The organism is Saccharopolyspora pogona, assembly GCF_014697215.1.
Taxonomy (GTDB): domain Bacteria; phylum Actinomycetota; class Actinomycetes; order Mycobacteriales; family Pseudonocardiaceae; genus Saccharopolyspora; species Saccharopolyspora hattusasensis.
Map to the genome: position 1 here is coordinate 7,838,522 of NZ_CP031142.1, position 23,879 is coordinate 7,862,400.

General features: G+C 69.9%; 19 protein-coding genes. 14 read left to right on the forward strand and 5 right to left on the reverse strand.

What is annotated here, in order from left to right; translation table 11 throughout:
- The first annotated feature begins 47 nt into the window (after window positions 1–47).
- Window positions 48–2,237 (forward strand): NAD-dependent DNA ligase LigA, encoded by a 2,190-nt coding sequence (gene ligA, locus DL519_RS37015; protein ID WP_397545012.1) that lies wholly within the window; start codon window positions 48–50, stop codon window positions 2,235–2,237.
- 80 nt (window positions 2,238–2,317) lie between these two features.
- A complete protein-coding gene (locus DL519_RS37020; RefSeq protein WP_190821765.1) occupies window positions 2,318–2,479 on the forward strand; it encodes a hypothetical protein in 162 nt (53 codons plus the stop codon).
- Between the two features lie 167 nt (window positions 2,480–2,646).
- On the opposite strand, the gene DL519_RS37025 is transcribed toward DL519_RS37020, so the two are convergent.
- Window positions 2,647–3,300, reverse strand: a complete 654-nt coding sequence (locus tag DL519_RS37025; protein ID WP_190824446.1) for an ACT domain-containing protein — start codon at window positions 3,298–3,300, stop codon at window positions 2,647–2,649.
- A gap of 328 nt (window positions 3,301–3,628) precedes the next feature.
- Here DL519_RS37025 and gatC point away from each other — a divergent pair, with 328 nt between their 5' ends.
- Genes gatC through gatB form a run of 4 tightly spaced genes read left to right on the forward strand, consistent with a single transcriptional unit; the run spans window position 3,629 to window position 7,156 of the window.
- Window positions 3,629–3,928: an Asp-tRNA(Asn)/Glu-tRNA(Gln) amidotransferase subunit GatC gene (gene gatC / locus DL519_RS37030; protein ID WP_168585051.1), complete on the forward strand. Its 300-nt coding sequence runs from the start codon at window positions 3,629–3,631 to the stop codon at window positions 3,926–3,928.
- Window positions 3,928–5,460: an Asp-tRNA(Asn)/Glu-tRNA(Gln) amidotransferase subunit GatA gene (gene gatA, locus DL519_RS37035; RefSeq protein ID WP_190821767.1), complete on the forward strand. Its 1,533-nt coding sequence runs from the start codon at window positions 3,928–3,930 to the stop codon at window positions 5,458–5,460. The genes gatC and gatA overlap by 1 nt, the downstream gene beginning before the upstream one ends.
- Window positions 5,457–5,654 (forward strand): hypothetical protein, encoded by a 198-nt coding sequence (locus DL519_RS37040; protein ID WP_190821769.1) that lies wholly within the window; start codon window positions 5,457–5,459, stop codon window positions 5,652–5,654. Before gatA ends, DL519_RS37040 begins: the two co-directional genes overlap by 4 nt.
- Complete coding sequence (gene gatB, locus DL519_RS37045) at window positions 5,651–7,156, forward strand: Asp-tRNA(Asn)/Glu-tRNA(Gln) amidotransferase subunit GatB (protein ID WP_190821771.1); 1,506 nt, start codon at window positions 5,651–5,653, stop codon at window positions 7,154–7,156. The genes DL519_RS37040 and gatB overlap by 4 nt, the downstream gene beginning before the upstream one ends.
- Window positions 7,157–7,262: 106 nt before the next feature.
- On the opposite strand, the gene DL519_RS37050 is transcribed toward gatB, so the two are convergent.
- Together DL519_RS37050 and DL519_RS37055 are read right to left on the reverse strand one after the other, a co-directional pair.
- The gene (locus tag DL519_RS37050) at window positions 7,263–8,420 is read right to left on the reverse strand and encodes a PQQ-dependent sugar dehydrogenase (protein WP_223839992.1); all 1,158 of its coding nucleotides are present in this window, start codon (window positions 8,418–8,420) and stop codon (window positions 7,263–7,265) included.
- Window positions 8,421–8,560: 140 nt separating this feature from the next.
- Window positions 8,561–9,376 carry an alpha/beta fold hydrolase gene (locus tag DL519_RS37055; RefSeq protein WP_223839993.1) on the reverse strand — a complete coding sequence of 272 codons (816 nt, stop codon included), beginning with the start codon at window positions 9,374–9,376 and terminating at the stop codon, window positions 8,561–8,563.
- Between the two features lie 253 nt (window positions 9,377–9,629).
- On the opposite strand from DL519_RS37055, the gene DL519_RS37060 reads away from it, so the two are divergent.
- Window positions 9,630–10,415 (forward strand): DoxX family protein, encoded by a 786-nt coding sequence (locus tag DL519_RS37060; RefSeq protein ID WP_190821775.1) that lies wholly within the window; start codon window positions 9,630–9,632, stop codon window positions 10,413–10,415.
- Between the two features lie 289 nt (window positions 10,416–10,704).
- On the opposite strand, the gene ilvD is transcribed toward DL519_RS37060, so the two are convergent.
- Window positions 10,705–12,549: a dihydroxy-acid dehydratase gene (gene ilvD / locus DL519_RS37065; protein WP_190821777.1), complete on the reverse strand. Its 1,845-nt coding sequence runs from the start codon at window positions 12,547–12,549 to the stop codon at window positions 10,705–10,707.
- A gap of 366 nt (window positions 12,550–12,915) precedes the next feature.
- A complete protein-coding gene (locus DL519_RS47775) occupies window positions 12,916–13,506 on the reverse strand; it encodes a PH domain-containing protein (RefSeq protein ID WP_223839994.1) in 591 nt (196 codons plus the stop codon).
- A gap of 402 nt (window positions 13,507–13,908) precedes the next feature.
- On the opposite strand from DL519_RS47775, the gene DL519_RS37075 reads away from it, so the two are divergent.
- The 7 genes from DL519_RS37075 to cimA all read left to right on the forward strand — a co-directional run bounded on the left by DL519_RS37075 (window position 13,909) and on the right by cimA (window position 23,810).
- Window positions 13,909–15,741: an acetolactate synthase large subunit gene (locus tag DL519_RS37075; RefSeq protein WP_190821779.1), complete on the forward strand. Its 1,833-nt coding sequence runs from the start codon at window positions 13,909–13,911 to the stop codon at window positions 15,739–15,741.
- A gap of 145 nt (window positions 15,742–15,886) precedes the next feature.
- Window positions 15,887–16,393, forward strand: coding sequence for an acetolactate synthase small subunit (gene ilvN / locus DL519_RS37080; protein ID WP_168585044.1), 507 nt, complete (start codon window positions 15,887–15,889; stop codon window positions 16,391–16,393).
- Between the two features lie 153 nt (window positions 16,394–16,546).
- Window positions 16,547–17,542, forward strand: a complete 996-nt coding sequence (gene ilvC / locus DL519_RS37085; protein ID WP_190821781.1) for a ketol-acid reductoisomerase — start codon at window positions 16,547–16,549, stop codon at window positions 17,540–17,542.
- A gap of 182 nt (window positions 17,543–17,724) precedes the next feature.
- Complete coding sequence (locus tag DL519_RS37090; RefSeq protein ID WP_168585042.1) at window positions 17,725–17,970, forward strand: DUF397 domain-containing protein; 246 nt, start codon at window positions 17,725–17,727, stop codon at window positions 17,968–17,970.
- A gap of 497 nt (window positions 17,971–18,467) precedes the next feature.
- The gene (gene serA / locus DL519_RS37095; protein WP_190821783.1) at window positions 18,468–20,063 is read left to right on the forward strand and encodes a phosphoglycerate dehydrogenase; all 1,596 of its coding nucleotides are present in this window, start codon (window positions 18,468–18,470) and stop codon (window positions 20,061–20,063) included.
- A 260-nt stretch (window positions 20,064–20,323) separates the two neighbouring features.
- Window positions 20,324–21,367: a 3-isopropylmalate dehydrogenase gene (locus tag DL519_RS37100; protein ID WP_190821785.1), complete on the forward strand. Its 1,044-nt coding sequence runs from the start codon at window positions 20,324–20,326 to the stop codon at window positions 21,365–21,367.
- 805 nt (window positions 21,368–22,172) lie between these two features.
- Window positions 22,173–23,810 (forward strand): citramalate synthase, encoded by a 1,638-nt coding sequence (cimA, locus tag DL519_RS37105; RefSeq protein WP_190821786.1) that lies wholly within the window; start codon window positions 22,173–22,175, stop codon window positions 23,808–23,810.
- The last annotated feature ends 69 nt before the right edge of the window (window positions 23,811–23,879 follow it).

Consider the following 23,879-nt stretch of genomic DNA (forward strand, 5'->3'; position numbering starts at 1 on the left):
GACGAGTCGTGCGTGCTGTTGTCGGGGACGCTCGCTAGTCTCGGGGCGTGACCAGCAAGGATGTGGACCGGGACTCCGCCGCGAACGACACCGCGGCCACCGCCGAGGAGGTCGTGCCCAGCGACCCCGCCGCGGGCCGCCCGGCGGAAGGCGTCGAAGACGTGCCCGCCGAGGTGCGCGAGCGGTACGCGGAGCTGGCCGAGGAAGTCCGCGGCCACCAGTTCCGCTACTACGTGCTGGACTCGCCGACGATCTCCGACGGCGAGTTCGACGGGCTGTTCGCGCAACTGCAGGAGATGGAGGCCGAGCACCCCGCGCTGCAGGCGCCGGACTCGCCGACGCAGGTGGTGGGCGGCACCTTCTCCACCGAGTTCACCCCGGTCGCGCACCTGGAACGGATGCTGAGCCTGGACAACGCGTTCAGCACCGAGGAGCTGCAGGTCTGGGTCGACCGGGTGGAGCGCGAGGTGGGCACCGACGTGCACTACCTGTGCGAGCTGAAGATCGACGGCCTGGCGATCAACCTGCTGTACCGGGACGGGCGGCTGGAGCGCGCCCTGACCCGCGGCGATGGCCGCACCGGCGAGGACGTGACGCTCAACGTCCGCACCATGGGCGATGTGCCGGAGCAGCTGACCGGGACCGAGGAGTTCCCGGTGCCGGCGCTGGTGGAGGTCCGCGGGGAGGTGTTCTTCCGCGTTGACGGGTTCGCGGAGCTCAACGCCAAGCTCGTCGAGGCAGGCAAGCCCCCGTTCGCCAACCCGCGCAACTCCGCCGCCGGGTCGCTGCGGCAGAAGGACCCGCGGATCAGCCGCAGCCGACCGCTGCGGTTGATCTGCCACGGCTTGGGCAAGCGGGACGGCTTCGAACCGAACCGCCAGTCCGAGTCCTACGCCGCGCTGAGGGCGTGGGGCCTGCCGGTGTCCGGGCACACCGTCGTGTTGTCCACTATGGACGAATTGGTCGGGCACATCGACTACTGGGGCAAGCACCGCGACTCCGCTGAGCACGAGATCGACGGCATCGTCATCAAGGTCGACGAGGTCCCGTTGCAGCGCCGGCTCGGCACCACCTCCCGCGCGCCGCGCTGGGCCATCGCCTACAAGTACCCGCCGGAGCAGGCCACCACGAGGCTGCTGGACATCCAGGTCAACGTCGGCCGCACCGGCCGGGTCACGCCGTTCGCCGTGATGGAGCCGGTGAAGGTCGCCGGGTCCACGGTGTCGATGGCGACCCTGCACAACGCCGACGAGGTGCGCCGCAAGGGCGTGCTGATCGGCGACCGCGTGGTGATCCGCAAGGCCGGCGACGTGATCCCCGAGGTGCTGGGCCCGGTGGTCGACGTGCGCACCGGCGACGAGTGCGAGTTCGTCATGCCCGCCGTGTGCCCGGAGTGCGGGTGGCCGCTGTCGCAGCAGAAGGAAGGCGACGTCGACCTGCGCTGCCCGAACGCCCAGGGCTGCCCCGGTCAGCGCCGCGAGCGGCTGTTCTACCTGGCCAGCCGGAAGGTCCTGGACATCGACGCGCTCGGCTACGAGGCGGCGAACGCGCTGCTGGCGGCCGGGGTGGTGGAGGACGAGGGCGACATCTTCGACCTCGACGAGCCGAAGCTGCTCAAGACGCCGCTGTTCCGCAACAAGGAAGGCGACCTGTCGGCCAACGGCGCCAAGCTCCTCTTGAACCTGGACGCGGCCAAGGAGAAGCCGCTGTGGCGGGTGCTGGTGGGGCTGTCGATCCGGCACGTCGGGCCGACCGCCGCGCAGGCGCTGGCCCGCGAGTTCGGCTCGCTGGACCGGGTCGAGGCGGCGTCCGAGGAGGAGCTCGCCGCCGCGGACGGAGTCGGGCCGACGATCGCCACCGCGGTGCGCGAGTGGTTCGAGGTCGACTGGCACCGCGAGGTGGTGCGTAAGTGGCGGGCCGCCGGGGTGCGAATGGCCGACGAGCGCGACGAGTCGATCCCGCGCACCCTCGAAGGCCTGTCGATCGTGGTCACCGGCACGCTGCAGACGTTCTCCCGTGATGAGGCCAAGGAGCTGATCATGGCCCGCGGCGGGCGGGCGGCCGGTTCGGTGTCGAAGAAGACCGCCTTCGTCGTGGTCGGCGACTCGCCGGGCTCGAAGTACGACAAGGCCATGCAGCTCAAGGTTCCGGTGCTGAACGAGAACGGCTTCCGGGTGCTGCTGGACGACGGTCCGGAGGCCGCCGCCGAGGTTGCGCTACCGGCCGAGGAGGCGTGACGCCGTCAGTCCTTCGGGCTGTTGCGGCGGCCCGGAGGACTCACGGCTGTTCGTCCGCTGGTGGTAGCACGATCTGCGGCATGACGACGATCCGCGCGGCCCGGCCGGCCGAGTACGAAGCCATCGATGAGCTGTCGGTCCGGGCCTACGTCGAGGCCGGGAGCCTGTCGTCCGACATCGACCACACCGTGGTGCTTGCGCGACCCCGCCGGGCGGGCGGAGAAGGCAGAACTCCCGGGTGACGAGGTGCACGGCACGGTCACCCTGGTGCGGCCCGGCAGTGTCTACGCCGACCTCGCGCGGCCCGGTGCGCTGGAAATCCGGGTGCTGGCCGTGGCGCCGGAGATGGCCGGCAACGGCGTCGGCCGGGCGCCGGCGGAAGCGATGATCGACCGGGCTTGCGGCGTGCTCAGCCGTCGAGGACGACCGAGACGATGCCGGCCAGGTGGGCCAGGCGGGCGAGCTCCGCGGTGCGGAACATCGGGCCTCCCGGGCGGCCCGCCAGCAGCACCCGGTCCGGCTTGCCGATCGGCGTCGCCGCCAGCTCGGTGCCGAGCTCCTTCCAGGTGTCCGGCACCCAGTCCTCGTCGTCGTCCAGGATCGTCGCCCGCGGCAGCGGCAGCCACGGCAGCTCCAGGTAGCCTTCCTGCGGGGCCGAGGTGCTGGCGGCCAGCTGCTCCGCCCCGCCCGAGCGGTGCCCGAAGATGATCGCCCAACCAGATCGGATGATCTTGGGGACGCCCTCGGCGAAGATCTGCAACCCGCGCCCCGGCTCGGCCGCGATCTCCTCGACGAGCTCCAGCTCGCGGTGCGTGTCCAGCACGCCCGCGTAGGGCCGGACCGCATCGACCTCGACGCCGTCGACCGACTCGGCCGCGGTGATCAGCACGTCGGGCAGCCGACCGGAGGGCAGCTCCACGACCAGGTCGTCGATCGCCACGCCGTTGCTGCGCTCGACCACGTCGACGCTGAGGATGTCGGCACCGATCTCGCCGAGCGCGCTCGCCACCGACCCGAGGTTGCCGGGCCGGTCCGGTATCTGCACCCGGATGAGGAAGGACACCGGACTCAACGCCTCCAGCTTCGTGCGCGACACCTCGCCGGCCGCGCTGCTCACCACCGCACCTGGCCGCGTTCCGGCGGCCCCTCGTGCGAGGAACTGGCACTGAAATTGTGTCAGACGCCGCGCCCCACCGGTGCCCCCGGCGTCCACGGAGTGGAAGACCTGTGGTTTCCCGCCGTACCGTCGTCCTGTAGTTGCCTCGTCGCTGCGAGTGTTGCCGCTGTGCCGCGAGACCGCGGCCGCGGACCTCCCCCCGGCGGCCGGACCAAGGCACCGCCATAGACTGAGCGGTACCCGTGAAACCGGACATGACCAGGGAGCCTTCGCAGTGTCCAAGATCTCCCGCGACGAGGTCGCGCACCTCGCCGGCCTGGCGCGGCTGGCTGTCACCGAGGCGGAGCTCGAAACCTTCGCCGGCCAGCTCGACCAGATCCTCGATGCGGTGGCCAAGGTGGGCGAGGTCGCTGCGGACGACATCCCGCCGACGTCCCACGCCGTGCCGGTGACAAACGTTTTCCGCGAGGACGAGGTGCGGCCGGGCCTGTCGCGCGAGCAGGCGCTCGCTGCGGCGCCGGCCGCCGAAGAGGACCGGTTCCGCGTGCCGCGGATTCTCACCGAGGAGGCCTGATGACGTCGACCGCATCCGGCGGCAGTCTGACCGGGCTGACCGCATCCGATCTCGCCGCCAAGCTGCAGGCGGGCGAGGTCACGTCGGTCGAGGTGACGCAGGCGCACTTGGACCGGATCGCCGCCGTCGATTCGGAGGTGCACGCTTTCCTGCACGTCAACGCCGACGGCGCGCTGGCCGCCGCGCGGCGGGTTGACGAGGATCGCGCCGCCGGGAACGTCACGTCGCCGCTGGCCGGCGTGCCGCTGGCGCTCAAGGACGTGCTGACCACCACCGACATGCCCACCACCTGCGGCTCCAAGATGCTGGAGGGCTGGGTCCCGCCGTACGACTCGACCGTGACGCGTCGGCTGCGCGAGGCGGGCGTGGTCATCCTCGGCAAGACGAACATGGACGAGTTCGCGATGGGCTCGTCGACCGAGAATTCCGCGTACGGCCCGACCCGCAACCCGTGGGACCTGGAGCGCATCCCCGGCGGTTCCGGCGGCGGTTCGTCGGCGGCGCTGGCCGCGTTCGAGGCGCCGCTGGCGATCGGCACCGACACCGGCGGCTCGATCCGCCAGCCCGGCGCGGTGACGGGCACGGTCGGCGTCAAGCCGACCTACGGCGGGGTCTCCCGCTACGGCCTCGTCGCGTTCTCCTCCTCGCTGGACCAGCCCGGTCCCTGCGCCCGTACGGTGCTGGACGCCGCGCTGCTGCACGAGGTGATCGCGGGGCACGACCGGCTGGACTCGACCTCGATCAACCAGCCGGTGCCGCAGGTCGTCACCGCCGCCGAGCAGGGCGCTTCGGGCGGCCTGCAGGGCGTGCGCGTCGGCGTGGTCCGCGAGTTCTCCGGCGACGGCTACCAGCCGGGCGTGCAGCGGTCCTTCGACGCCGCCGTCAAGCAGCTGTCCGCGCTGGGTGCGGAGGTCATCGAGGTCTCCTGCCCGCACTTCACCTACGCGCTGCCGGCGTACTACCTGATCGCGCCGAGCGAGTGCTCCTCCAACCTGGCCCGCTTCGACGCGATGCGCTACGGCCTGCGCGTGGGCGACGACGGGGCGCGCAGCGCGGAGGAAGTCATGTCGCTGACCCGCGAGGCCGGGTTCGGGCCAGAGGTGAAGCGGCGAATCATGCTCGGCACCTACGCGCTGTCGTCGGGCTACTACGACGCCTACTACGGCCAGGCGCAGAAGGTGCGGACGCTGATCACCCGCGACTTCACCGCCGCCTTCGAGCAGGTCGACGTGCTGGTGTCGCCCACCACGCCGACCACTGCGTTCAAGATCGGCGAGCGGGTCGACGACCCGATGGCGATGTACCTCGCGGACCTTTGCACCATCCCGTCCAACCTGGCCGGCAACGCCGCCATGAGCGTCCCGTGCGGACTGTCCGATGAGGACGGTCTGCCGGTCGGGTTGCAGATCATGGCCCCGGCGATGGCCGACGAGTGGCTGTACCGGGTCGGCGCGGCCTACGAGGCGGCGCGTAACGCGAGCCAGGACGGCCCGCTCATCAACCGTGTTCCCCAGCTGGAGGTCGCGCGATGAACCCGAAGATCAAGGCAGCGTTCCAACTCGCCTCCGTGCTCTCGGCAGGCCTCGGGCTGCGGGCGAGCTTCCGCACGGCGCGGGAGAAGAACGACAAGCTCGCGCTGGCGGACGCGATCATCACCGCGCTCGGGCTGATCACCGGCACCGCCCTGGCCGTGCGGGCGCTGCGCAAGGGGGAGGACGACAAGTGACCGCCGTCGCCGAGATCATGGACTACGACGAGGTCCTCGCGCGGTTCGACCCGGTGCTCGGGCTCGAAGTGCACGTGGAGCTGTCCACCCGGACGAAGATGTTCTGCGGCTGCGCCAACGTCTTCGGCGCCGAGCCGAACACCCAGGTCTGCCCGGTGTGCCTGGGCCTGCCGGGCTCGCTGCCGGTGGTCAACGGCAAGGCCGTGGAGGCGGCCATCCGGATCGGGCTGGCGCTGAACTGCCAGGTCGTCGAGTGGTGCCGGTTCGCCCGGAAGAACTACTTCTACCCGGACATGCCGAAGAACTTCCAGACCTCGCAGTACGACGAGCCGATCGTGCACGACGGCTACCTCGACGTGGTGCTGGACGACGGCGAGATCTTCCGGGTCGATATCGAGCGGGCCCACATGGAGGAGGACACCGGTAAGTCCTCGCACATGGGCGGCAGAACCGGCCGCATCCACGGCGCGGAGTACTCCCTGCTGGACTACAACCGCGCCGGGGTGCCGCTGATCGAGATCGTTACCAAGCCGATCGTCGGCGCCGGGGAGCGGGCTCCCGAGGTCGCGCGCGCCTACGTTACGGCGCTGCGGGATCTGCTGCGCGCGCTGGACGTTTCCGACGTGCGGATGGACCAGGGCTCGCTGCGCTGCGATGCGAACGTGTCGCTGATGCCGAAGGGCACCGCGGAGTTCGGCACCCGCACCGAGACGAAGAACGTCAACTCGCTGCGCAGCGTGGAGCGCGCGGTGCGCTTCGAGATGCAGCGGCACGCCGCGGTGCTGGCCTCCGGCGGCTCGATCCTGCAGGAGACGCGGCACTTCGATGAGTCCACCGGCACCACGTCGGCGGGCCGCCGCAAGGAGACCTCGGAGGACTACCGCTACTTCCCGGAGCCCGACCTGGTGCCGGTCGCGCCCTCCCGCGAGTGGGTCGCGGAGCTGGCCAAGACCCTGCCCGAGCTGCCGTGGGAGCGGCGCAAGCGCGCGCAGGAGGACTGGGGCCTGTCCGACGAGGAGCTGCGCGACCTGGTCAACGCCGGGGCGCTGGAGCTGGTGGCGCAGACCGTCGACGCGGGCGCGCCCTCCGGCGACGCCCGGTCCTGGTGGGTTTCGTACCTGGCGCAGCAGGCCAACACCCGCGGCGTCGAGCTCGCCGACCTGGAGATCACTCCGAAGCAGCTGGCTCGGGTGATCGCACTGGTCGCCGAGGGCAAGCTGACCAACAAGCTGGCCCGGCAGGTCGTCGACGGGGTGCTCGCCGGTGAGGGCGAGCCGGACGACGTCGTCGCGGCGCGCGGCCTGGAGGTCGTGTCGGACGATTCGGCGCTGCAGTCCGCGATCGACGAGGCGCTGGCGGCGCAGCCGGACATCGCGGACAAGATCCGCGGCGGCAAGGTGCAGGCGGCGGGCGCGATCGTCGGCGCGGTCATGAAGGCCACCAAGGGCCAGGCCGACGCCAAGCGGGTCCGCGAGCTCGTCCTCGCGGCCTGCGGCCAGTAGGAACTGAGTGAAGGGCACCTTCGGGCCGGCTATCGGCGGGAGGTGCCCGGTCAGGTTCCGTGAGTGGTTTTGGGCGCTGTGGCACCCTAAAACACTCACGGGTCTCTCAGTCCTTGCCTGCGGAGCCGCCCGACGGGGGCTCGATGCGCAGGGCGCGGTCGTCGCTGGAGATCGGATGACCGCCGTCCTTGTTCGCGGTGCCCAGCCAGATCAGGCCGTCCGGGCCAAGCGCCGCGGCGGAGAACCGGCCGTAGGTGTTTTCCATGACCTTCGTCGGCTGACCGGTGAAGGTGCCGTCCGGCGCCGGGTGCAAGGTGTACAGCGCGGCGGCATCGTGCAGCGCCACCACCACCATCGCCGGGTCGGCGGCGCAACCCGCCACACCCGGCCGCTCCGCCCAGGTCCACGCCGGCGAGCCCAGCGGCTTCCCGAGCTGTACCCGGTACAGGGCGTCCTGGCTTCCGCTGCGATCGGTCACCCAGTACATGCCCAGCGCGGGCGTGCCGCACAGGCCGCCCGGCTCGGTCAGCCCGCTGGCGACCACCGGCGACTTCGGGTCCGGGTTGCCCACGGCCGGCTTGCCGGAACCGTCGATGCGCAGCACTTTGCCCGCCAGCGACTGCGGATTAGAGGCGCTGGCCGGGCTGCCCGCGTTGCCGGTGGCGATCAGCAGCGAGCCCTGGCCGTCGTCGAGCATCGCCCCGGCGTTGCCCGTCGAACCCTTCGGAATGCCGGTCAGCACCGGCTTGGGCCGGTCCCCGGCCGCGACCCGCACGACCTGGTTATCGCTGCTGGTCGTGACGTAGGCGTAGAACAGCTCGTCCTCGTGGTAGGTGGGGGACAGCGCCAGCCCGGTGAGCCCGCCGCCGCCACTCGGATCGACCGGGACCCGGGCCAGCTCAACGGGTTTCGTGCCGCGCTGCACGCGCAGCACCCGCCCGGTGGCACGCTCGCCGACCAGCGCGCCCTGACCGTCGGGCAGCACCGCGATCGCGCCGACCGGGTCCAGGCAGGTGGCCACCACGGCCGGATCGGGATCCTCGCAGCCGACCGGCGCGTTGGGCTGCTGCGGTGCGGTGCCTGGTCCCGGCGGCGTGGGCTCGCTCTCGAACGACGGCTGCGGACCGGCCTGCGGCTCCAGTGACGGAGGGTCGCCCCACGGCCTGGTGTGCTCGTCGGGGAATTGCGCGCAGCCCGCCAGCAGGGTGCCGAGCACAGCGGTCATGCCCAGCAGGAGACGACGCATGCGAACCGAGACTGCCACGACGCCCGAGCCTATCGGCCGAGGGGTAAACCCTGGGTGAGGACGTGCACGAACTACCTCCGAGGTGTCGGACCCGCAATTTCAATGGAAATCAGAGTTCCGACCTTCGATTTCCATTGAAATTGCGGGTTTGGGTCAACTCAGCTGATCGGGTTCTCGGCTCGACGGCGGGGGCCTGGTTCCGGGAGCGGCAGCCGGATGCGGCGCACCGGGGGCGGTGGCGGGTCGATGCCGAGGCGGGCGCACTCCACCGCTTCGACCCGGCGCAGCAGCAGGGCCAGCTCCTCGCGCACCACGTCGGGGGCTTCGAACGGGAGGAAGTGCGACGTCGCCAGCATCCGCATCCGCGCTTGCGGCAGCGCCGCGACCGCCTTGGTGGTGCTGGAGAAGTCCGACAGCAGATCGTGCCGTCCGGTGAGGACGGTCAGCGGGCAGCTCAGCCCGGCCACCTGGGTCCGGGCCGAGGCGCTCCAGGCGAGGCTCAACGCCAAGTGCCACTGCCAGTCCTCGTGCAGCAGCTGCCGCACCACGGCCGCGGCTACCGCCCGATCCGTCTCGGGGTGCAGCAGGCCGCTGTACCGGACGAGCTGCGCCGAGAAGTCCGTGACCGGCAGTCGCGACATGATCGACGAAAGCAGGCCGCCGACGAGCCGCAGCGAGGCGGAACCTCCGACCGCGAGCAGCCGGCGGGCGAGTTCCGGCACACCGAAGGCGGCCAGCAGCGCGTCCGCGCCCGACGTCGGCGGCCCGGCGAGCAGCATCAGCCCGCGGACCCGGTCCGGGAACCGCCGGGCGAGCTCGACCGCCACCACCGTGCCGGCGGACCAGCCGACGACAGTGCAGTCCTTCACCTCGGCGTCGTCGAGCACCGCCAGCGCGTCGTCGACGTGATCACCCAGCGTGGTCTCGGGGTTGCGGTTCGGGGTCCAGCCCATCGTCCGAGCCGACGAATCCACCGGCAGTAACTCAGGCGCCCCACCGACCTCAGGACAAACCAGGACCGCCTGCGAAGCCGCGATCCCCTGCGGGGAAGTCCAGCCTCGAGACGGTATGCCGCCTGCGGAAACGTCGAATTCCCGGAACAACTGATCGGCCATCGGACCATTTTCCCCCAGCCGGTGTTACGCAGTATCGAACAAATCACGTGTCGAGAAGCTTCTGCCGGAAAGGCTCGCATGTTGGGGTGACCATGCCCTAGCCTCGTCCGGCGTGAGCATTCACGACGATCGCCCCGGCGGTGCGGGCGGCTACCCCGACGATCGCAACTACGGCGCGCACGCCCAGCAGCCAGCGGCAAGCGCGCAGGGTGCGCCGAGTGCGAAGAGTGCACCGAGTGTGAAGAGTGCGCAGAGCACGCAGAGTCTCGGTGCGCAGAAATACTCCAACTACGACGACGATGACGGCTACAGCGACGCCGAGGCCACGTCCGTGGTCGATCGGCGCGCTGCTGCTCCGTCCGACTACTACGACGAGATCGGCGACCCTCGCAAGCCCTTCGGCTGGAACGCGGGCACCGACCTCGGCCTGCTGATCCTGCGGCTGGTGCTGGGCGGAATCTTCCTCGCGCACGGCGCGCAGAAGCTCTTCGGCGTTCTCGGCGGCCCGGGACCCGAGGGGTTCGCCATGGCGCTGAGCAAGATGGGCTTCGGGCAAAGCGCCGCGCTGGCCCTGGTGACCGGCGGCACCGAGCTCGGAGCCGGTGCGCTGCTGGTGCTCGGCCTGTTCACCCCGCTAGCCGCCGCCGGGATCGTCGGCGTGATGGCCAACGCGATCTTCCTCAAGCTCGGCGCCGGGTTCTTCGCCGCCGCCGGTGGTTTCGAGCTGGAGGCGACGCTCGGCGTGCTGGGACTCGGGTTGATGTTCACCGGCCCCGGCCGGGTCGCCCTGGACTACGGGCGGGTCTGGTTCCGCCGCCCGCTGCCCTTCGGCTTCATCAGCCTGATCATCGCGGTTGCCGCATCGGCGGCCGTCCTGGTCCTGTTCCACCGCCCATGACCAGAACACGCGAAAACGGGCCCGCACCTCTCTTGGTGCCGGGCCCGTTTTCACGTTCAGCCGAGCCGCGGAAGGGCACCTTTGCCGAGCAAGCCGGCAAGGGTGCCCTTCACGCGTTGGCCGTGGAGCCACTTGCGTCCGCTGCGCCACCGCCGCGAGGCTCGGAGTCGTATCTGCAGAGCTATTCCAAGGCGCCGGAAGCGCTTAGCCCACCTGTGCAACTCGCACCGCCGCGGGTTCTGAGGTTCCGCTACTGGCACCGCTACGCAGGACCAGTCCGGAGACAGGTCTACTTGTTGACGTCGCGGACTGCTCCGTAGGAGGCGGAGGTGGCGAGGCGGGCGTACGCACGCAGCGCCGCCGTGACCTTGCGGTCTCGGCCGACCGGCTGCCACGGGTACTCGCTGGCATCCATCTTGGCGCGGCGTTCGGCCAGCACCTCGTCGGACACCAGCAGTTCCAGCTTCCGCTCGCGGACATCGATGAGGATCTGGTCGCCGTTTTCGACCAGCCCGATCGTGCCGCCGTCGGCCGCCTCCGGCGAGATGTGCCCGATGGACAGGCCGGAGGAACCGCCGGAGAAGCGGCCGTCGGTGATCAGCGCGCACTTCTTGCCCAGCCCCGAACCCTTGAGGAACGCGGTCGGGTGCAGCATCTCCTGCATGCCCGGGCCGCCCGCGGGGCCCTCGTAGCGGACCACCAGGACCTCGCCCGGCTGGATCTCCTTGTTCAGGATCACCGACACGGCCTGCTCCTGGCTCTCCACGACCCGAGCCGGACCCTGGAAGTGCCACAGCTCTTCCTCGACACCGGCGGTCTTGACCACCGCGCCCTCGTCGGCGAGGTTGCCCTTGAGCACGGCCAGTCCGCCGTCGGCGGTGTAGGCGTGCGCGACGTCGCGGATGCAGCCCCCCGCGGCGTCGGTGTCCAAAGAGGACCAGCGGTTGTCCGTGGAGAACGCCTGCGTGGTGCGAACCCCGCCCGGCGCCGCGTGGAACATCTCGATGGCCTCCTCCGACGGCGATTCGCCGCGGATGTCCCAGCTGGACAGCCATTCGGTCAGGCTCGCGCTGTGCACCGAGGAAACGTCGCGGTGCAGCAGGCCGGCCCGGTCGAGCTCGCCGAGGATCGCGCTGATGCCGCCGGCCCGGTGCACGTCCTCCATGTGGTAGTCGGAGTTCGGGCTGACCTTCGACAGGCACGGCACCCGGCGGCTGATGTCCGCGATGTCGTCCAGGGTGAAGTCGATCTCGCCTTCGAGCGCGGCGGCCAGCGTGTGCAGCACCGTGTTCGTGGAGCCGCCCATCGCCATGTCCAGCGCCATCGCGTTCTCGAACGCCTTCTTGTTGGCCACCGAGCGCGGCAGCACCGACTCGTCGTCCTCGCCGTAGTAGCGCTTGGTGATGCGCACCACGGTGCGGCCAGCCTCCTCGAACAGGGCGCGGCGCGCGGCGTGGGTGGCCAAAGTGGACCCATTGCCGGGCAGCGCCAGACCGAGTGCCTCGGTGAGGCAGTTCATCGAGTTGGCGGTGAACATGCCCGAGCAGGAACCGCACGTTGGGCAGGCCGAGCGCTCGACCTCGGAGAGCCCGGCGTCGTCCACCGCGGAGTTCGCGGACGCCGAGATGGTGGTGATCAGGTCGGTCGGCGCGTGCGCGACCCCGTCCACCACGACCGCCTTGCCGGCCTCCATCGGGCCACCGGAGACGAACACCGTCGGGATGTTCAGCCGCATCGCGGCGTTGAGCATGCCGGGGGTGATCTTGTCGCAGTTGGAGATGCACACCAGCGCGTCGGCCTGGTGCGCATTGACCATGTACTCCACCGAGTCGGCGATCAGCTCGCGCGAGGGCAGCGAGTAGAGCATCCCGCCGTGGCCCATGGCGATGCCGTCGTCCACCGCGATGGTGTGGAACTCCCGCGGCACGCCCCCGGCCTCACGGATCGTCGCGGCGACCACGTCGCCGAGGTCGCGCAGGTGCACGTGGCCGGGCACGAACTGGGTGTAGGAGTTGGCGATCGCCACGATGGGCTTGCCGAAGTCGTCGTCGGTCATGCCGGTGGCACGCCACAGCGAGCGGGCGCCGGCGGCATTGCGTCCGTGCGTCGTGGTGCGAGAGCGCAGCTGGGGCATATAGACCTTCTTACGGATTTTCGGGGCTGGTTTGCTTTAGCGGTGCAAGTAGCGGAACCTAAGAAGCCTTCTCGACTCCGGGATCCCCGACCTGTGACCAATACGCGGCGTCGGGGCTGTCCTCGCGAGATAGCTCGGGGTGCGGGGTGTCCCCGCAAGACACCGTTGAGAACCCGCGGCGGTGCAAGTTGCTCAGGTGGGCTAAGCGACTTCGCCGTTTGCGCCGGCTTTCGGCCTTGCGAGTTGAGCGTCGCGGCTTGCGGTCTTCCGCCGGAAGTGGCGTCGCCACTTGCCTGACGACAACGCGTTGAGCTCATTCGCCCGGGCAGCGCCTTTTGGGCGCGGAAAGTTGCGGTGCGGTCGACATTACTCCTGCGTGGTCGGGTCGGGCAGCCGCCCACCGCTGATCGCCGCGACCCGGGGCAGGTCGCGCACCCGCACCGCCGGGAGTTGGACCTCCTTGCCGGAGCGCAGCACGGCCTTGAGCCAACGCCGCTCGTCCAGCCGCAGCGACACCACGTCGTCCCAGCTGAACTTGGTGCGGCCGAACGAGGTGCGCACCACGACCTGCCGGGCGTCGACCGTGGTCCGGGTCCGCAGGATCCACACCAGCAGCCCGAGTGGGATCAGGTAGAGCAGCAGCGCCCAGGTGCCCGCGGTGGTGGCGAGCGGGGTGGCGCAGATGGTGATCGCCAGCACGGCCAGCAGCGCTACCGGGGTGATCCGGAACGTCAGGGACTTCGGGGCGTCGGGCTTTGCCGGGGACCCGGCCTTGTCGCTCTGCCCCGCCTTCTCGACTTGCTCCGCGTCGGCCTGCTCCGCGTCGGCCTGCTCCGCGTCGGCCTGCTCCGCGTCGGCCTGCTCGGCGCGTTCCGCGTCGGAGGGCTTGTCGCCGGAGGGCTCCGTGGCGGGCTGCTCGGCGTCGGGCTGCTCGGGCTCCTGCGGGGTCTCACTCACGTCCCGATGGTCTCACCTGCGAACTCCGGGCTTCGTGGGCGGTCGCCGGCGGCGCGGCCGGAAACGTCCCGTTCACGGTCGCGGGCGCGGCGGACGTCACATCGACCGGCGTTCGAGACCCGCCATGGCCTTGTTGACCAGGGATTATTCCCGATCCGGGCGGCTCGGCTCGGCATCCAAGGTGTCCACCATCCGGGAAGATCGTCCCGCATGGTTTGACGTGGGGGGCCGCTTTGATTAACGTCCTAGCCATGCTGCGACTGCACAACATTCTCGTACTTCCCCGGCGCGTCGACGCCTAGGAAGTTCGCAGCGTCGACGCGCCAACCCTCGTTAGGCCTATTTGGGGTCTGCGGGGGTTTTTTCGTGTCCGGTCCAACACCCGACCCCGAGGCAGACCCGATGACCAGCGCCAATACACGGCAGAATCCGGTCCCGGCGCCCCCGCCAGGACGCCGTCCCAAGCCCACGCCGCCCAGCGGTGCCCCAGTGAAGATGACCGGTGCGCAGGCACTCGTGCGTTCACTGGAGTCCGTTGGCTGCGAGATCGTCTTCGGGATTCCGGGCGGCACTATCCTGCCCTCCTACGACCCGCTCCTCGACTCCAACAAGGTCCGGCACGTGCTGGTCCGCCACGAGCAGGGTGCCGGGCACGCGGCCACCGGCTACGCGCAGGCCACCGGCAAGGTCGGGGTGTGCATGGCGACCTCCGGCCCGGGCGCGACCAACCTGGTCACCGCGCTCGCCGACGCGCACATGGACTCGGTCCCGATCGTCGCGATCACCGGTCAGCAGAGCACCGGCATGATCGGCACCGACGCCTTCCAGGAAGCCGACATCTGCGGCATCACGCTGCCGATCACCAAGCACAACTTCCTGGTCACCGACCCCGAGGAACTGCCGCGGACCATCGCCGAGGCGTTCTACATCGCCTCCAGCGGAAGGCCCGGCCCGGTGCTCGTGGACATCCCCAAGGACGTCCAGCAGGCGACCATGTCGTTCTCCTGGCCGCCGGAGATGAAGCTGCCCGGCTACCGGCCGACCAGCAAGCCGCACGGCAAGCAGGTCCGGGAGGCCGCCAAGCTGATCACCGAAGCGCAGCGGCCGGTGTGCTACGTCGGCGGCGGGGTCATCAAGGCCGAGGCGCACGCCGAACTGCGGGAGTTGGCCGAGCGCACCGGCATCCCGGTGGTCACCACGCTGATGGCGCGCGGCGCGTTCCCCGACTCGCACCCCCAGCACCTGGGCATGCCCGGCATGCACGGCACGGTCGCCGCGGTCGCCGCGATGCAGCGCGCCGACTTGCTGATCGCGCTGGGCGCCCGCTTCGACGACCGGGTCACCGGCCAGCTCTCGTCGTTCGCGCCCGACGCCAAGGTCGTGCACGCCGACATCGACCCGGCGGAGATCTCCAAGAACCGCTACGCGGACGTGCCGATCGTCGGCGACTGCAAGGAAGTGCTCAGCGAGCTGATCGACGCGGTCACCGCCGCCACCGGAGAGCGCGGCACCGCCGACCTGGCGCCCTGGTGGGAGTTGCTCGACGACCTGCGCAAACGGTTCCCGCTGGGCTACGAGTGGCCGGGCGACGGCAGCCTGTCGCCGGAGTACGTCATCGAGCGCCTCGGCAGGCTGGTCGGGCCGGACGCCATCTACGCCGCCGGCGTCGGCCAGCACCAGATGTGGGCCGCGCAGTTCGTCGGCTACGAGAACCCGCGCACCTGGCTGAACTCCGGGGGCCTCGGCACGATGGGCTACGCGGTGCCCGCCGCGATGGGCGCCAAGGCCGGGATGCCGGGCAAGACGGTGTGGGCCATCGACGGCGACGGCTGCTTCCAGATGACCAACCAGGAGCTCGCCACCTGCGCCATCGAGGACATCCCCATCAAGGTCGCCGTCATCAACAACGGCAACCTCGGTATGGTCCGGCAGTGGCAGAACCTGTTTTACGCCGGGCGCTACTCACACAGTGACCTCGGCACCCACAAGCACCGCATCCCGGACTTCAAACTGCTGGCCGAGGCCTACGGCTGCGCGGGCCTGCGGTGCGAGTCCAAAGAGGACGTCGACAGCGTCATCCAGCGGGCCATGGAGATCAACGACCGACCCGTCGTGATCGACTTCGTGGTGGGCGAGGACGCCCAGGTGTGGCCGATGGTGGCCGCCGGTACCGGAAACGACGAGATCATGGCGGCGCGCGGCATCCGCCCCTTGTTCGACGAGGAGGAGGCATGAGCAGCTCTGTGTCAACCTCGGTCCTGCTCAACCGCACCTCAGGGGACCGTGACGCAAACCAGCCACAAGGAACCTCGAAACGAGCGATTGAGTTGGACGCAACCACAACTGTGAATCGCGGAGAGGCGGATCAGTGAGCGCGCCGATGACCCGACACACGCTGAGCGTGCTGGTGGAGAACGTTCCCGGGGTGCTCGCCCGGGTGGCCGGCCTGTTCTCCCGCCGTAGCTTCAACATCGATTCGCTCGCGGTCGGCCCGACCGAGCACCCGGACATCTCCCGGATGACGATCGTGGTCGCCGTCTCGGACCAGCCCCTGGAGCAGGTCACCAAGCAGCTCAACAAGCTGGTGAACGTGATCAAGATCGTGGAGCTGGAGACCGACGCCGCGGTGCAGCGGGAGCTGCTGCTGGTCAAGGTCCGCGCCGACGCGTCGGTGCGCAGCCAGGTGCTGGAGACGGTGCAGCTGTTCCGCGCGAAAGTGGTGGACGTCTCTCCGGAGGCGCTGACCGTCGAGGCCACCGGTACCGCCGATAAGCTCGACGCGTTGCTGCGAATGCTGGAACCCTACGGCGTCCGCGAGATGGTGCAGTCGGGAACGATCGCGATCGGGCGTGGCCCGCGTTCCATCACGGCCACCGCAGTGCGCTGATCCGGCGCCTGGCGCCACAGAGCCGAAAACCGAAGAGCCTGTCGCCGAATTTGTCCGCGAAGCCGTCCCGGCGGGTACCCCCTGGACGAGGAACCACCGCTACCGCTTCGGCGGCAGGCACGAAGAATTCCCGAAAGGAAACGCTGAATCACCATGGCAGTTGAAATCTTCTACGACGCGGACGCTGATCTGGGCATCGTGCAGGGGCGCAAGGTCGCGGTCATCGGCTACGGCAGCCAGGGCCACGCGCACGCGCTGAGCCTGCGGGACTCGGGTGTGGACGTGCGGGTCGGTCTCCCGGAGGGTTCCAAGTCGCGCGCCAAGGCGGAGGAAGAGGGCCTGCGGGTGCTCACCCCGGCCGAGGCCGCCGCGGAAGCCGACCTGATCATGATCCTGGCGCCCGACACCAAGCAGCGCGAGATCTACGCCAACGACATCGCGCCGAACCTCAAGCAGGGTGACGCGCTGTTCTTCGGCCACGGCTTCAACATCCGCTACGGCCTGATCCAGCCGCCGGCGGACGTGGACGTCGCCATGGTCGCGCCGAAGGGCCCGGGCCACCTGGTGCGCCGCCAGTTCGTCGACGGCAAGGGCGTGCCCTGCCTGATCGCGGTCGAGCAGGACGCCTCCGGCAACGCCGAGGCGCTGGCGCTGTCCTACGCCGCCGCCATCGGTGGCGCGCGGGCCGGCGTCATCAAGACCACCTTCAAGGAGGAGACCGAGACCGACCTGTTCGGTGAGCAGGCGGTCCTCTGCGGTGGCGCGAGCGCCCTGGTGCAGAACGGCTTCGAGGTGCTGGTCGAGGCCGGCTACCAGCCGGAGATCGCCTACTTCGAGGTCCTGCACGAGCTCAAGCTGATCGTGGACCTGATGTGGGAGGGCGGCATCGCCGGCCAGCGCTACTCCATCAGCGACACCGCCGAGTACGGCGACCTCACCCGCGGCCCGCGGGTGATCGACGCCCACGTCAAGGAGTCGATGCGCAAGATCCTGGGCGAGATCCAGGACGGCACCTTCGCCAAGGAGTGGGTGGCCGAGGACGAGGCCGGGCGCCCGAACTTCACCAAGCTGCAGGCGGAGGGCAACGCCCACCAGATCGAAGAGGTCGGCAAGAAGCTCCGCGCCCTGATGTCCTGGACCAACAAGTAAGTGGTTCAGGTCTTCGGCGGCGTGCAACCGCACGTCCGGCCGATGCGAAAGGCCCGGTGAATTCCACGAGGGATCACCGGGCCTCGGCTTCCCGGCCGGGAGCCGGTCGGTTCCCTGGCCCGGATTTCCCAGTTGCCAAAGGGCGAAACCGGTCGCTGCGGGTGAGGGATAGGGTACGTATCGTGAGTGCAGAAAACGAGATCGTCGACAACAAGGCGCACATCCGCCACCAGCTGGATTTCACCAACGCGGAGTGGATCACCAGCACCGACGAACCGGACGAGCCCGGCGTCGAGATCGCCTTCGTGGACGGCTACATCGGCATGCGCAACGGCGCCGAACCGGAGGGCCCGGTCCTGGTCTTCACCCCGGAGGAGTGGGAGGCCTTCGTCGCGGGCGCCAAAGACGGCGAATTCGACGAACCGTGATCTTCCGAGGTCCGGGATTCTTTTGCGTGGCGGTCGGGTAGCGGAACCTCAGACGCCTTCTCGACTCCGGGATCCCCGACGCACGTATGACCAATACGTCGCGTCGGGGCTGTCCTCGCGAGATAGCCCGCGGTGCGGGGTGTCCCCGCAGGACACTGTTGAGAACCCGCGGCGGTGCCGGTTGCGAGGTGTCAGCAGATACCGGCATCCCACCGGCACCCGAAGGTCGTCACGTGTACGGGTGGTCGCCGTGTGTGCCGGTCACTGGCGGCACAGCCGCCCCTCGCGTGACAACGTGTCCCAGCGGACTCGTGGTGTCGTTCCCGCGGCCCGGCTGATCTGCGACAATGCCGAAGAATCGGGTTTAACGGGCCGGCCTTTGCGCCGGCGGTGATCCGGGCAACACCCTTGTGAACGCTTTCTCAATCTCCCGTTAAACTCCGATCCGTCCGGGCACATCGCCGTGCCGACCGTGATCTTCCAACTGGAGTTCGCCCGTGACCAACGCAAGCCGTCCTGTCGTCCTGATCGCCGAGAAGCTGGCACCGTCCGTGATCGACGCACTCGGGGACGAGGTCGCGATCCGCAACGTGGACGGCACCGACCGGCCGGCGCTGCTCGACGCCGTCGCCGACGCCGATGCGCTGCTGGTCCGTTCCGCCACCAAGGTCGACGCCGAGGTCCTGGCGGCGGCGAAGAAGCTCAAGGTCGTCGCCCGCGCCGGGGTCGGCCTGGACAACGTCGAGGTACCCGCCGCCACCGAGCGCGGCGTGATGGTCGTCAACGCCCCCACCTCCAACATCGTCTCGGCCGCCGAGCACGCGATGGCGCTGCTGCTGGCGGTGGCTCGCAACGTCGCGCAGGCCGACGCGAGCCTCAAGGGCGGCGAGTGGAAGCGCAGCTCCTACACCGGCGTCGAGCTCAACGGCAAGACCGTCGGCGTGGTCGGCCTGGGCAAGATCGGCCAGCTGTTCGCACAGCGCGTCGCCGCCTTCGGCACCAAGCTGATCGCCTACGACCCCTACGTGTCGCCGGGCCGCGCCGCGCAGCTGGGCATCGAGCTGGTCTCCCTCGACGAGCTGCTGGCCCGCGCCGACGCGATCTCCATCCACCTGCCCAAGACCGCCGAGACCCTCGGCCTCATCGGCGCCGAGGAGCTGAAGAAGGCCAAGCCCGGTCTGCTGGTCGTCAACGCCGCCCGCGGTGGCCTGATCGACGAGGACGCGCTGGTCGACGCGCTGCGCAACGGCCAGATCGGCGGCGCAGGCATCGACGTGTTCAAGACCGAGCCGACCACCGACAGCCCGCTGTTCCAGCTGTCCAACGTCGTCGTCACCCCGCACCTGGGCGCGTCCACCGCGGAGGCCCAGGACCGCGCGGGCACCGACGTGGCCCGCTCGGTGCGGCTGGCGCTGCGCGGCGACTTCGTGCCGGACGCGGTCAACGTGCAGGGCGGCGCGGTCGGCGAGGAAGTCCGCCCATACCTGGCGCTGACCCAGAAGCTGGGCCAGGTGCTGGCCGCGCTGGTGGGCAGCACTCCGAGCTCGGTGACGGTGGAGGCCCGCGGCGAGCTGGCCGACGAGGACGTCTCGGTGCTGCAGCTCGCGGCGCTGCGCGGCGTGTTCGCCGGTGCGGTGGAGAACCAGGTGACCTTCGTCAACGCGCCGCAGCTGGCCGAGGACCTGGGCGTGCAGGTGGAGGTCAAGACCTCCCCGGAGAGCCCGAACCACCGCAGCGTGGTGTCGGTGCGCGCGGGGCTGCCGGACGGTCGCACCGCCGTGGTTTCCGGGGCGCTGTCGGGGCCGAACCAGGTGGAGAAGCTGGTCGAGGTCAACGGCAGGCACTTCGACCTGCGTGCCGAGGGCAACGTGCTGCTGCTGGAGTACCCGGACCGGCCGGGCGTGATGGGCAAGGTCGGCACGCTGCTCGGCGAGGTCGGCGTGAACATCGAGGCGGCCATGGTCAGCCAGACCACGGAGCGCTCCGAGGCGATCATGCTGCTGCGCGTGGACCGTCCCGTCGAGCCCGGCGTGCTGGAGCCGATCGGCGCCGCCGTCGGGGCCCGCGTCGTGCGCACCGTCAGCTTCGAGTGAGCTCGCCCGGTTCGGTCCCGCTGAGTAGGTGGGACCGCGACCGGTAATTCGGACGAGTGAGGCGTGGCTTTCCGCATCTTGGGACGGCCCCTGTGTCGCATCTGCGACCCATGGCCCTATCGCCCGTATGGGTGTCCCACTCCCCGGGACAGTTCATCCACTTGGTGGGCCCGGCGTGCCGCTGCCCACAGCCCTGCCGGTAGCCTTCGGCTCAACAGTTCGAGCCCCGCGGGTCGGGGTGGTTCTCGGGAGGTGTGTAGATGCGGCTCGCTGTGATCCCCGGCGACGGGATCGGGCCGGAGGTTATTGCCGAGGCACTCAAGGTGCTCGGCGAGGTCGTGCCGGATACCGAGATCACTCGATACGACCTGGGAGCCGCGCGCTGGCACGCGACCGGGGAGCTGCTGCCCGAGTCCGTCCTGGGTGAACTCCGGCAGCACGACGCGATCCTGCTCGGCGCGGTGGGCGACCCGTCCGTGCCCAGCGGGATCCTGGAGCGCGGCCTGCTGCTGCGGCTGCGCTTCGAGCTCGACCACCACGTGAACCTGCGGCCGGCCCGGCTCTACCCGGGCGTGAAGAGCCCGGTGGCCGACCCCGGCGAGATCGATATGGTCGTCGTGCGCGAGGGCACCGAGGGTCCGTACGTCGGCAACGGCGGCCTGCTGCGCAAGGACACCACGCACGAGATCGCGACCGAGGTCAGCATCAACACCGCGTTCGGCGTGGAGCGGGTGGTGCGCGACGCGTTCGCCCGCGCCGCCTCCCGGCCGCGCAAGCACCTGACGCTGGTGCACAAGACCAACGTGCTCACCCACGCCGGATCGTTGTGGTCGCGCGTGGTCGAAGAGGTCTCGCTGCAATACCCGGACGTCACCGTGGCCTACCAGCACGTGGACGCCACGACCATCCACCTGGTCACCGACCCGGGCCGGTTCGACGTGATCGTCACCGACAACCTGTTCGGCGACATCATCACCGACCTGGCGGGCGCGGTCACCGGCGGCATCGGGCTGGCCGCGAGCGGCAACATCGACGCCACCCGGCGCAACCCGAGCATGTTCGAGCCGGTGCACGGCAGCGCGCCGGACATCGCCGGGCAGGGCGTGGCGGACCCGACCGCGGCGGTGCTGTCGGTCGCGATGCTGCTCGACCACGTCGGCCTGACCGATGCCGCCAAGCGGGTCGAGGCGTCGGTGGCGTTCGACCTGGCCACCCGCGAGCACTCGGCCCCGGGCGCCACCTTCGCGGTCGGCGACCGCCTCGCGGCGCTGGTCTCCTCCCGCGAGGTCGCTCCGCAGGCCTGATCGGAGTTCGAAGTCGAGGAGGGCGTCCCGGTTGGGGCGCCCTTTTCGCCGGCCCGATGTGCGACCGGCGAGTTGCACCAAATCGCGAGTGGCGCGGTCGACGACCACACCGGCGGCTGGGAGCAGGTGTGTCGCCTGCTACCGGAATGCGGGCCAGTGCTCCGCCCTTCAGGGTGGGGGTGAAGGCTCGCGCTGGGAGGGCCGTCAAGGCCTGAGCAGTGCCTTAAGCCGGACGGTTCTGCTGCTCGATGTACTGCTTCACGACGCTCAGCGGTGCCCCGCCGACGGAGCCTGCGAGGTACGAGCCCGATCAGAGTTTGTAAGAGCCTGTTGGTGAATGGTCTGGGTGGGTGGTCGCCTAGCGGAACCTGAGAGGTGCCCTGGACTGCGGGTGCCCCTCCTGATGTATGTCCAATACGCGGCGGAGGGGCCGTCCTCGCCAGGAAACCTCTCAGAACCCGCCGATGGTCGTCTTGGCAAGGTGAATGCAAGCGGCTACGCCGCTTCCAAAGGCGCGGACGGCATTCGCCGACAGGCTCTAAGTGACGGAACGCGTAACCCGGTTCCTGGGACGGCAGGTGCTGATGTCGCGTCCGGATGGTGGGAATTCGTGGTCATCTGGTGATCCGGTGGTGCATTGTGGCAGCATGGGTGCGTGGCTTTCTGCAGTGTGATCATTATTGGCGAGCGCGCCGGGTAGACGACTCCGCACCCCGGCGCGCTGACCTCTCGCATCCGCGGGGGGTCTTTTTTGTTGCCTGCGCTGCCGCTGCAATCCATCTCCGACGCCGACGGGAGAAAACCAGTGACCCGCACCAACCCGGCCGGAACGCCGCTGGGCGACGACTTCCACATGTACGACACGACCTTGCGGGACGGCGCGCAGCGCGAGGGAATTTCGTATTCGGTCACCGACAAGCTGGCGGTCGCGCGGCTGCTGGACTCCCTGGGCGTCGGCTTCATCGAGGGCGGCTGGCCCGGCGCGCTGCCCAAGGACACCGAATTCTTCCACCGCGCCGCCGCCGGAGAACTTGATCTCGAACACGCCGCGCTGGTGGCCTTCGGCTCCACCCGCCGCGCCGGGACCAAAGTAGACGAAGATCGGCAAGTCCGGGCGCTGCTCGATTCGCGGGCCCCGGTGGTGACCTTGGTGGCCAAATCGGACCGGCGGCACATCGAGCGGGCGCTGCGCACCGATGTGGCCGAGAACTGCGCGATGGTGGCGGACACCGTGCGCTACCTGGTCGGCGAAGGGCGCCGGGTGTTCCTCGACGCCGAGCACTTCTTCGACGGCTACGCCTTCGACCCCGACACCTCGCTGCGCGTGCTGGAATCCGCCGTGAACGCGGGCGCCGACGTCGTCGTGCTGTGCGACACCAACGGCGGGCAGCTGCCACTGCAACTGGCCGAGACGGTCGGCGAAGTCGTATCGCGCACGGGATTCCGCGTCGGGATCCACTGCCAGGACGACACCGGATGCGCGGTGGCCAACAGCATCGCGGCCGTGCAAGCCGGTGCGACGCACGTGCAGTGCACCGCCAACGGCTACGGGGAGCGGGCGGGGAACGCGGATCTGTTCGCCGTGATCGGCAACCTCGCCACGAAACTGGAGATGCCGGTGTTGCCGGAGGGAAAGCTGCGCGAGCTGACCAGGGTTTCGCACGCGCTGGCCGAAATCGCCAACCTGGCACCTGACACGCACCAGGCCTACGTCGGCCAGTCGACCTTCGCGCACAAGGCCGGGCTGCACGCGAGCGCGATCAAAGTGGACCCGGAGCTCTACAACCACATCGACCCGGCGGTGGTGGGCAACGGGATGCGGGTGCTGGTCACCGAAATGGCCGGGCGCGCCAGCCTGGAGCTCAAGGGCGCCGAGCTCGGTCTCGACCTCACCGAGTCGCCGGCCGCCGTCACGGGGGCGGTGCGCCAGGTGAAGGAGCTGGAAGCCCGCGGCTGGTCCTTCGAAGCGGCCGACGCGTCGCTGGAACTGTTGCTGCGCCGGGAAATGGCCGCCGCGGCCGGCAGCGAGCCGGTCGATGCGCCGTTCGAGCTGGAGTCCTACCGGGTGGTGCTAGACCACCGTCCGGACGGCGACGTGGTCTCCGAAGCCACGGTCAAGGTGCACGTCGTGGGGGAGCGCGTGATCGCCACCGCAGAGGGGAACGGGCCGGTCAACGCCCTCGACGCCGCGCTGCGCAAGGCGTTGGTGCCGCACCTGCCGTGGCTGGAAACCGTCGAACTGGCCGATTACAAGGTCCGTATCCTCATCGACGCCCCCGGCACCGACGCGGTCACCCGGGTGCTCGTGGAATCCCGCGACGGCGAGGAGGAGTGGACCACTGTGGGCGTGCACGGCAACATCGTCGAAGCGAGCTGGCTCGCGCTCTGCGACGCGCTGGTGTACAAGGCCTTGCGGCGCAACGCGATCAGCGCCCGCGGCTGATCGCGTCGCTGTGCCCCGGCCGGGGAATGGGTGAGGGGCACCCGTGCCCAAGTATGTTTGTCACGGGTG